General features: G+C 70.6%; 8 protein-coding genes and 1 pseudogene. 7 read left to right on the top strand and 2 right to left on the bottom strand.

All coding sequences use genetic code 11. The features are described 5' to 3' along the window. Positions 1-136: 136 nt before the first annotated feature. A pseudogene (locus SSBG_RS20110) lies at positions 137-664 on the bottom strand (HNH endonuclease); the annotation flags it as partial. Between the two features lie 227 nt (positions 665-891). Between SSBG_RS20110 and SSBG_RS20105 the strand changes: the two are divergent. After that, positions 892-1,968, top strand: a complete 1,077-nt coding sequence (locus SSBG_RS20105; protein WP_008747908.1) for a mechanosensitive ion channel family protein — start codon at positions 892-894, stop codon at positions 1,966-1,968. 181 nt (positions 1,969-2,149) lie between these two features. Here SSBG_RS20105 and SSBG_RS20100 read toward each other — a convergent pair whose 3' ends face one another. Beyond that, positions 2,150-2,593, bottom strand: coding sequence for an NUDIX hydrolase (locus SSBG_RS20100; protein WP_037871670.1), 444 nt, complete (start codon positions 2,591-2,593; stop codon positions 2,150-2,152). A gap of 207 nt (positions 2,594-2,800) precedes the next feature. Here SSBG_RS20100 and SSBG_RS20095 point away from each other — a divergent pair, with 207 nt between their 5' ends. The 6 genes from SSBG_RS20095 to SSBG_RS20070 form a co-directional block, all read left to right on the top strand. Further along, the gene (locus SSBG_RS20095) at positions 2,801-3,985 is read left to right on the top strand and encodes an ROK family transcriptional regulator (RefSeq protein ID WP_008747906.1); all 1,185 of its coding nucleotides are present in this window, start codon (positions 2,801-2,803) and stop codon (positions 3,983-3,985) included. A 403-nt stretch (positions 3,986-4,388) separates the two neighbouring features. After that, positions 4,389-5,708: an ABC transporter substrate-binding protein gene (locus tag SSBG_RS20090; protein WP_008747904.1), complete on the top strand. Its 1,320-nt coding sequence runs from the start codon at positions 4,389-4,391 to the stop codon at positions 5,706-5,708. An 11-nt stretch (positions 5,709-5,719) separates the two neighbouring features. Further along, positions 5,720-6,772, top strand: coding sequence for a carbohydrate ABC transporter permease (locus SSBG_RS20085; protein WP_008747903.1), 1,053 nt, complete (start codon positions 5,720-5,722; stop codon positions 6,770-6,772). Positions 6,773-6,775: 3 nt separating this feature from the next. Next, positions 6,776-7,681, top strand: coding sequence for a carbohydrate ABC transporter permease (locus SSBG_RS20080; RefSeq protein WP_008747902.1), 906 nt, complete (start codon positions 6,776-6,778; stop codon positions 7,679-7,681). Positions 7,682-7,711: 30 nt separating this feature from the next. Beyond that, the gene (locus SSBG_RS20075; RefSeq protein ID WP_008747901.1) at positions 7,712-8,998 is read left to right on the top strand and encodes a 6-phospho-beta-glucosidase; all 1,287 of its coding nucleotides are present in this window, start codon (positions 7,712-7,714) and stop codon (positions 8,996-8,998) included. Then, positions 8,989-9,531: BadF/BadG/BcrA/BcrD ATPase family protein (locus SSBG_RS20070; RefSeq protein ID WP_008747900.1), on the top strand; the 543-nt coding region annotated here is incomplete at its 3' end. The genes SSBG_RS20075 and SSBG_RS20070, both read left to right, overlap by 10 nt.

Here is a 9,531-nt window from a genome sequence, read left to right as displayed (position 1 = left end):
CCTCCCCGAAGGGCTGCGCGCCGCCGGTGCCGAGGCCCGGGGCACCGGAACCCAGGCCGTGCCCCTGGCCCTGGCCATGTCCCTGACCCGCCACCGTCCCCCAGCCATCCGCCGTCTCCCCGGCCTGCGGTCCGCCGAGCGCCTCGATCCGGGCGAGGGCGTCGTCGGCGCCGAAGGGGCGCAGGTAGGGGAGCCAGCTCGGGTCCCGGTGGCCCGTGCCGATGATGCGCCAGGCGAGGCCGCTGGGCGGGGCGGGGGCGTGGCGCAGGCGCCAGCCGAGGTCGGCGAGGTAGCGGTCCGCCTTGGTGTGGTTGCAGCGGCGGCAGGACGCGACGACGTTGTCCCAGGCGTGCCGGCCGCCTCTGCTGCGCGGCACGACGTGGTCGACGCTCGTGGCGACGGACCCGCAGTAGGCGCACTTGCCGCCGTCGCGGGCGAAGAGGGCGCGCCGGGTGAGCGGCACCGGCCCCCGGTAGGGCACCCGGACGTAGCGCTTGAGCCGGACCACGCTGGGTGCGGGGACCGTGCGGCTCGCGCTGTGGAGGAAGACGCCGGTCTCCTCCAGGCACTGGGCCTTGTTCTCCAGTACGAGGACGAGCGCGCGGCGGAGCGGTACGACGCCGAGGGGCTCGTACGAGGCGTTGAGGACGAGGACGTGCGGCACGTGTGCCTCCTTGTACGCCGGCGGCGCGTGGCTCGCGCCGGGACGATCCGCTCCAGTCTCACCCCGGGCCCGGTGGCGGCGCCACCATGGACGGGTAACGGGCCCGACGTGTTTTCGCCCACAGCGCGGTCCACCGCGAGGCCGCTGCCTGGGGCTGAGCGGGCCCCCGCCCGCAGCGCGACGGAGCCTCGGCGCTGCCCCGTTAGTGTGGTGGACCGTTCCCGAACATGGAGGTCCCCGTGGTGTCGCCCGTCCTTACGGCCCCCGGTTCGAGCTCTGATCCCGTCACTTTCCAGGACGCCCAGGAGAGTGCGACGGACGCGGCCGACTGGGTGCGGGAGAGCTGGTCCGACTGGCTCGGCGTGGGTCTGCGCATCGTCCTGATCGTGGTCGTCGCGCTCTTCCTGCGCCAGATGGTGCGCCGTACGATCACGCGCCTCATAGCCCGGATGAACCGCACCGGCGAGAACGCGGCGACCACCGCGCTCGGCGGCCTCCTCGTCAACGCGGAACGGCGCCGTCAGCGCTCCGAGGCCATAGGGTCCGTGCTCCGTTCCGTCGCCTCCTTCCTCATCCTCGGCACGGCGGCCCTCATGGTGCTGTCGACCTTCAAGATCAACCTGGCGCCGCTGCTCGCCTCCGCGGGCGTCGCGGGCGTCGCGATCGGTTTCGGCGCGCGGAACCTCGTGACGGACTTCCTGTCGGGCGTCTTCATGATCCTGGAGGACCAGTACGGGGTCGGGGACACGATCGACGCGGGAGTGGCCAGCGGCGAGGTGATAGAGGTCGGCCTGCGTGTGACGAAGCTGCGCGGGGACAACGGGGAGATCTGGTACATCCGCAACGGCGAGGTGAAGCGGATCGGCAACCTGAGCCAGGGCTGGGCGACGGCGGGTGTGGACGTGACCGTCAAGGCGGACGAGGACCTGGACGCGGTGAAGGCGACGCTCGCGTCGGTCGCGGAGGAGATGAGCAAGGAGGAGCCCTGGAGCGAGCGGCTGTGGGGACCGGTGGAGGTCCTGGGCCTGGACTCGGTGCTCCTGGACTCGATGGTGGTGCGGGTGGCCGCCCGTACGATGCCGGGCCAGGCGGTCGCGGTCGAACGCGAACTGCGCTGGCGCATCAAGCGGGCCTTCGACCGCGAGGGCATCAGCATCGTCGGCGGAATGCCGGTGTCGGCCCCGGCGGCGGCCGGCACGGACACGGAGTCCGGGGTGGCGGCCCCCTCGGCGTACGCCTCCACGACGTCCCCGCAGTCGCTCAACGCGAGCCCGCTGCCGCCGTCGCCGCCGTTGCAGAAGTAACGGGCGGCGGAAGGGCGGAGGGCTCGGGGCAGGGTGGCGCGCGGCAGGGTGGCGGCATGGCGGCGCGCGACGTCACGACGGCGCGACGTCACGGCGGCGCGACGTCACGGCGGCGCGACGTCACGGCGGCGCGGCGGGTGGCCGGGAGCGGAACCCGGAAGCGCGCCGGGCCCCCGCACGCTCACCTCCCGCGAACCGCCGCTCCCCCTTCGCCCCGGCCCCCGTCCACACGCCCAGCCCCGTACCACCGCGCGACGGACCGTTTGTACCCCTCCGGCATCCGCAGCCCCGGCACCTCCGCCCGGGCGAAAAGCCCCAGCTCCCCGTGTTCCTCCCTCAGCACCGGTACTTGATCAGGCGTCAGCAGACGGCAGCCGTACGTCAGGATCAGCACGCGCCGCCCCGGCAGAGGCTCGTACAGCCAGGAGTCGAGCAGTTCGGCGGGCTCCACGCCCCAGCCCGTCTCCTCCGCCAGCTCCCGGATCACCGCCGCCTCGGGGCTCGCGTCCGCCGGATCGAGGTGCCCTCCCGGCAGCTCCCACTCCTCGCGCTCGTTGCGGAGCAGGAGTACGCGCCCCGCCGGATCGAGCGTGACCCCCTTCACCGAGACCGGCCAGCGCGCCACGCACACCCCCCACACACCTTTTGCCCGCAATGAGCGGATATCGCAGCAATTCCCCACCCTCACCCGCGTCCTCTCCTCTCCCACTCCTCCCGAAACCCGGCTATTGACTCCCGTCTCCTCGTCCTTTAAGTTCCTGCCACCGATAGGAAACCTTCCTAACAATGCCGTTGGGGAGGTCAGGAACCCCAGAAGGGCGGGTCGCAGGCGATGGCTTCCAGCACCACCCCCGGCACCCCGGCCGCGACGCCCGGCACCCCCGCCGTCCTGCGCGCGATGAACGATCGCGCCGCTCTCGACCTGCTCGTGCTGCACGGGCCGCTCACCCGGACCCGGATAGGAGAGCTGACCGGGCTCTCGAAGCCGACGACCTCGCAGCTGCTCGCGCGCCTCGAAACCGCCGGGCTCGTCCGCAGCAGCGGCAGCGAGAGCGGCCGTCCCGGCCCGAAGGCGCTGCTGTACGAGGTCGATCCGAGCGCCGCGCACGTCGCCGCGCTCAGCGTCGGGCACACCGGGATCAGCGCCCTCGTGGCCGACATAACGGGCCGCGTCGTGGGGCGCGGGCGCGTCGAGGCCGATGCCGTCGCCGAGGACGTACGCAACCGGACGGCGCAGCTCGTGCACGAGGCCGTCGAGGCCGCGCTCGCCGAGGCCGGTCTGCGCGCCGACCGCCTGCACCACACCGTGATCGGCACACCGGGAGCGCTCGACCCGGCCAGTGGTGAACTCCGGTACGCGCCGCACCTGCCCGGCTGGCACTCCCGCACGCTCCTCGCCGAGCTGGCCGAGGAGATCGGCACGCCCGTACGGATCGAGAACGACGTCAATCTCGCGGCGCTCGCCGAGCAGTACCAGGGCGCGGCGCAGGACCACGACGACTTCGTCCTCGCCTGGGTGGACCGGGGCGTCGGCGCCGCGATCGTCCTCGGCGGCACGCTCCTGCGCGGCGCGACGGGCGGCGCGGGCGAGATCGGCTACATGCCGCTGCCCGGCGCCCCGCTCGCCCGCGGCGGCGAGGGCGCGACGGCCGGGGACGACGGGGGCGGCGGTCTCCAGAGCCTCGTGTCCGTTCCGGCGGTACGGGCCCTCGCGGGCGACGCGCCGCTCACGGAAGCGCTCACCGTGCCCGCCGTCCTGGACGAGACCGCGCGGCGGCTCGCCACCGGGATCGCGGCGGTCGTCGCCGTGGTCGATCCCGAACTCGTCGTGCTCTCCGGGCAGGTCGCGGAGGCGGGCGGCGAGGAACTGCGCACCCGCGTCGAAGCGGAGCTGACCGGGCTCGCGCTGCCGAGGCCGCTCCTGCGGATCAGCGAGCTGGAGGGCGACCCGATCCTCGTCGGAGCGCTGCACATCGCGCTCGAACAAGCCCGTGACGCCGCCTTCGACACCAGTTGACAACTGTTCACCCAGCGGCGCGAGAGCGGCGATCCTTCGGTAGACACTTGTTCACCGAAAGCTCCTCTCGCGCCCGCCCACCGACCGCCGGGGCCCGCCCGAGGAGACTCCCCCGTCCAGCCCGGACGGACCCCGGCCACCAGCCGCACCCGCACTCCCGCACCGCACCCGCACACCCGGCACCACCCGCACCACCGAGCACAACCCGCACCACCCGCACCACCCGCCGCCCCGCCCCCACTCCCCCGGGCCGGCCGAACCCCCCGCCCCCCGTATCCCCGTCCCACGAAGGAAGCCAGCCATGCCGCGTTGGCGCATACCCGTCCCCCGGCCGAAGGCCGCACGGACGGCCTCCGCAGGCCCCGTCCCCCGTACGACCGCCGCCAGGGCCCGGCGCCGTGCCGTGATCCCGCTCGCCGGGCTCGCGAGCGCCGCGCTCGTCCTGACCGGCTGCGCGAACCCGAGCACGGGCAGCGCGAACGACGACCCGACCAAGCCCGTGACGATCAAGTTCTGGCACGGCTGGTCGGCCCCCGGCGAGGTCAAGGCGATCAATCAGTCGATCGCCCGCTTCGAGAAACTGCACCCGAACATCCACGTGCAGGCGACCGGCAACGTCAGCGACGAAACGATCAACCAGGCTCTGCGCGCCGGTGGTTCCAAGGCTCCCGACGTCGTGACCTCCTTCACGACCAACAACGTCGGGCAGTACTGCTCCTCCGGCATGTGGGCCAATCTCGATCCGTTCATGAAGAAGAACGGCATCGACAAGAACAAGGTCTTCCCGAAGACGCTGCTCGACTACACGCAGTACGAGGGCACGCAGTGCGCCCTGCCGCTGCTCGCCGACGCGTACGGGATGTACTACAACAAGGACCTCTTCAAGGCCGCCGGGATCTCCCGTCCCCCGCACACGATCTCGGAGATGAAGGCGGACGCCGCCAAGCTCACCGAGAAGAACTCCAACGGGACGCTCAAGCGCGCCGGGTTCATGCCCAATTTCCGCCTCTACCAGAACAGTCCCGACCGGATGTTCGCGCAGTGGGGCCCGGAGTACTTCAACAAGAAGGGCAAGGCCCAGCTCGCCGAGGAGCCGAAGACCTACGCCTTCTTCAAGGCGATGGACGACATCTCCAAGGCGCAGGGCGGCTACGGCAAGCTGGAGCGTCTGCGGGGTTCCTTCGGCGACGAGATGTCCGCGCAGAACGGTTTCCTCACGCAGAAGCTGGCGATGCACCTCGACGGCGAGTGGCGCGGTCTCATGCTCGACGACGCGAAGGCGAAGTTCGACTGGGGCGTCGCCCCGCTCCCCGTACCGGACGATCAGGCCGACACCTACGGGCGCGGCTACCTGACCGGGACCGTCGCGGGCGTGGCGCACAGCAGCAAGCACCAGAACGCGGCGTTCGAGCTGGTCAAGTACCTGACCACGGACACCGAGCAGGTCGTGGACTTCGCCAACGCGATCCACAACGTGCCCTCGACCTTCGCGGCGCTCAAGTCGCCGAAGCTCGACGCGGACCCGGCCTTCCAGCAGTTCCTCAAGATCGCCCAGAACCCCGACAGCCAGGCGATCCCGCCCTCCAACAACGGCGGGCAGTACATCACCTCCCTCCAGGATTTCTCGTACTCGGTCGAGGAGGGCAAGGTCCACAACCTCAAGAAGGGGCTTGAGGACCTGGACCACCAGATCGACGCCGACAACCTCCAGTCCGAGAACTGAGGCAGCGAACCATGGCACTCTCCTTCCCGGCCGGACGGGCCGGCACCAAGGACGGCACGAGCGGCGGCACCGGCGGCGGCGCGAGCGAGGGCTCCAAGGGCGGCACGCTCCGAAGCGGCACGCCCCGCGACAGCGCTCCCCTGCGCCGCAAGAAGAACCGCGCGCGGCTGCGCACGGTCGGATTCCTCTCCCCGTGGCTCATCGGCTTCTCGGTCTTCTTCGCCTATCCGCTGATCGCGACCGTCTACTTCTCGTTCATGCACTACAACCAGATCAAGTCCCCGACCTTCGTGGGGCTCAAGAACTGGAAGTACGTGTTCACGCAGATGCCGCTCTTCGGCCCCTCGCTGTGGAACACCCTGTGGCTCGTCGTGGTCATGGTGGCGCTGCGGGTGGTCTTCGGGCTCGGCATCGGGCTGCTGGTCACGAAGATCAAGTCCGGGGTCGGCATCTTCCGGACGATCTTCTACCTGCCCTACCTCGCCCCGCCCGTCGCGGCCACGGTCGCCTTCGTGTTCCTGCTCAACCCGTCCACGGGCCCGGTCAACGAACTGCTCGGCCACCTCGGCATCGACGCGCCGACGTGGTTCAACGACCCGCACTGGTCGAAGCCCTCGCTCGTGATGCTCTCGCTGTGGGGCATCGGCGACCTGATGGTCATCTTCATGGCGGCGCTGCTCGACGTGCCGAAGGAGCAGTACGAGGCGGCCGAGCTGGACGGCGCGAACGCGATCGGCAAGTTCCGGTACGTGACGTGGCCCTCGATCACGCCGATCGTGATGTTCGCCGTGGTCACGGGTGTCGTGCAGACGATGCAGTACTACACGCAGGCACTCGTCGCCGGAAAGCTCGCCTCGGGCGTCAACATCGGTCCCGGTTCGGTCATCCAGCCCGGTTATCCGGACCACTCGACCATCACGGTCCCCCAGCTCGTCTACTCGATGGGCTTCCAGAACTTCAACACCGGCGCCGCGTGCGTGCTCTCGCTCGTGCTCTTCGCCATCGCCATGGCCGTCACCCTGCTGCTCATGCGCAAGAGCACCGGCCTGCTGACGGAGGACTGACCCATGACCTCGACCACTTTGCACGCGCCGGTCCAGGCGTCCGCCGGGGAGCCGAGAAACGCTCACGCCCCGCGCGGGGGCAGGCGCAAGAAGGCGCTCCACTTCATCGCGGTGCACACCGTCGCGATCGCCGTGGCGCTCCTGTTCATCCTGCCGTTCGTGTTCGTCTTCCTCACCTCGGTGATGAGCGACAGCCAGGCGATGAGCGGCGACCTGTGGCCCAGTTCCTGGCACTGGGACAACTACTCGAAGGTCTTCCACACCGACGGCTTCCTGACCTGGTGGAAGAACTCGATCATCTACGCGGTGGCCGGGACCTTCTTCACCGTGTGCTCGTCCGTGCCCGTCGCCTACGCCCTCGCGAAGTTCCGTTTCCGGGGCCGCAAGACGGCGATGATCATGGTGATCTCGACCATGATGCTGCCCCCGCAGGTCATCGTGATCCCGATGTACCTGGTGTGGGCGCAGCAGTTCCACCTCTCGGGCTCGCTGTGGCCGCTCATCATCCCGATGGCCTTCGGCGACGCGTACTCGATCTTCCTGCTCCGCCAGTTCCTGCTGACGATCCCGAAGGAGTACATCGAGTCGGCGCGGGTGGACGGCTGCGGCGAGTTCAGGACCCTCCTCAAGGTCATCGTGCCGATGGCCAAGCCCGGGATCGCCGCCGTCGCGCTCTTCCAGTTCTTCTACTGCTGGAACGACTACTTCGGCCCGCAGATCTACGCGGCACAGAACCCCGGCGCCTGGACGCTCAGCTACGGACTCGAATCCTTCAAGAGCGCTCACGCCGTGAACTGGAACATGACGATGGCGGCCACGCTGCTGATCATGGCACCCGTCGTCATCGTCTTCTTCTTCGCACAGAAAGCCTTCGTCGAAGGCGTCACTCTCACCGGGGTCAAGGGCTGACGCCCACCCCGAGCAAAGGGCTGAGAACCAATGAAGCTCACCGTGGTCGGCGGCGGATCGACCTACACCCCCGAACTCATCGACGGCTTCGCCCGCCTGCGCGACACCCTGCCCATCGAGGAACTGGTCCTGGTCGACCCGGCGGCCGACCGGCTGGAACTCGTCGGCGGCCTCGCCCGGCGCATCTTCGCCAAGCAGGGCCACCCCGGCAGGATCGTCACCACCTCCGACCTGGACGCGGGTGTCGAGGGCGCGGACGCCGTGCTCCTCCAGCTCCGCGTCGGCGGTCAGGCCGCGCGCGACCAGGACGAGACGTGGCCGCTGGAGTGCGGCTGCGTCGGCCAGGAGACGACGGGCGCGGGCGGCCTCGCCAAGGCGCTGCGCACCGTGCCGCTCGTCCTCGACATCGCCGAGCGGGTGCGCCGCACCAACCCGGACGCGTGGATCATCGACTTCACCAACCCGGTCGGCATCGTCACGCGCGCCCTGCTCACCGCCGGGCACAAGGCGGTCGGTCTGTGCAACGTGGCGATCGGTTTCCAGCGCAAGTTCGCCAAGTTCCTTGATGTGGCGCCCGCCGAGGTGCACCTGGACCACGTCGGCCTCAACCACCTGACGTGGGAGCTGGGCGCGCGTCTCGGCGGTCCCGAGGGCGAGAACGTACTGCCGCGGCTGCTCACCGAGCACCTGGACGCCATCGCCGAGGACCTGCACATGCCGCGCGAGGTCGTCTCGCGGCTCGGTGTCGTCCCCTCGTACTACCTGCGGTACTACTACCAGCACGACGCCGTCGTGCGGGAGCAGCGGACCAAGCCGACGCGGGCCTCCGAGGTCGCGGCGATGGAGAAGCAGCTCCTGGAGATGTACGGGGACCCGAAGCTCGACGTGAAGCCGGAGCTGCTCGCCAAGCGCGGCGGGGCCTTCTACTCCGAGGCCGCCGTGGACCTCGCCGCCGGCCTGCTGGGCCGCTCGGCGGACGGCATGGCGACGGGCGGCTCGCCGTACCAGGTCGTCAACACCTTCAACAAGGGCACGCTCCCCTTCCTCCCCGACGACGCCGTCATCGAGGTGCAGGCGAGCATCGACGCGACCGGGGCGACGCCGCTGCCCGTGCCCTCGCTCGACCCGCTGCACGCCGGGCTCATCGCGCACACCACCGCGTACGAGAACCTGGCGCTCGAAGCGGCGCTGCACGGCAGCCGCGACGCCGTCTTCAAGGCGCTCCTGGCGCACCCGCTGGTCGGCCAGATCGAGTACGCGGACAAGCTCACCGACGAGCTGATCGCGCACAACAGGGAGCACCTGGCGTGGGCCTGAGCACATCCCGCGCGGGCCGGGCCGCCGTCCTGGCGATCGACGCGGGCAACAGCAAGACCGACGTCGCCGTGGTCGCCGAGGACGGCACCGTCCTCGGGGCCGCGCGCGGCGGTGGTTTCCAGCCACCCGTGATCGGGGTGGAACCCGCGATCGACATCCTCCACGAGATCGTGGAGCGCGCCTTCGCCGACGCCGGGCTCCCCCTCGTCGGCGGAGCCCGGCACACCTCGGCGTGCCTGGCCAACGCGGACCTCCCGGTCGAGGAGGCCGAGCTGGCCGCCGCGATAGAGGAGCGCGGCTGGAGCGCGAGCACGAGCGTCTACAACGACACCTTCGCGGTCCTGCGCGCCGGGCTCCTGGAGGACGCCGACCCGCGCGGTGTCGCGGTCGTGTGCGGCGCGGGCGTCAACTGCGCCGGGATGCACCCCGACGGGCGCACGGCCCGGTTCCCCGCGATCGGCAAGATCTCCGGGGACTGGGGCGGTGGCGGCGGGCTCTCCGAGGAGGCGCTGTGGTTCGCCGCGCGCGCCGAG

Source organism: Streptomyces sp. SPB074, assembly GCF_000154905.1.
Taxonomy (GTDB): domain Bacteria; phylum Actinomycetota; class Actinomycetes; order Streptomycetales; family Streptomycetaceae; genus Streptomyces.
Note: the sequence above shows the minus strand (reverse complement) of the source record. Positions and strands in the feature narration are given on the sequence as shown.

Excerpts from the sequence above, each read along its gene's own strand:
- SSBG_RS20105 (WP_008747908.1), top strand. The coding sequence starts at position 892 with ATGGAGGTCCCCGTGGTGTCGCCCGTCCTTACGGCCCCCGGTTCGAGC.
- SSBG_RS20095 (WP_008747906.1), top strand. The coding sequence starts at position 2,801 with ATGGCTTCCAGCACCACCCCCGGCACCCCGGCCGCGACGCCCGGCACC.
- SSBG_RS20085 (WP_008747903.1), top strand. The coding sequence starts at position 5,720 with ATGGCACTCTCCTTCCCGGCCGGACGGGCCGGCACCAAGGACGGCACG.
- SSBG_RS20080 (WP_008747902.1), top strand. The coding sequence starts at position 6,776 with ATGACCTCGACCACTTTGCACGCGCCGGTCCAGGCGTCCGCCGGGGAG.
- SSBG_RS20075 (WP_008747901.1), top strand. The coding sequence starts at position 7,712 with ATGAAGCTCACCGTGGTCGGCGGCGGATCGACCTACACCCCCGAACTC.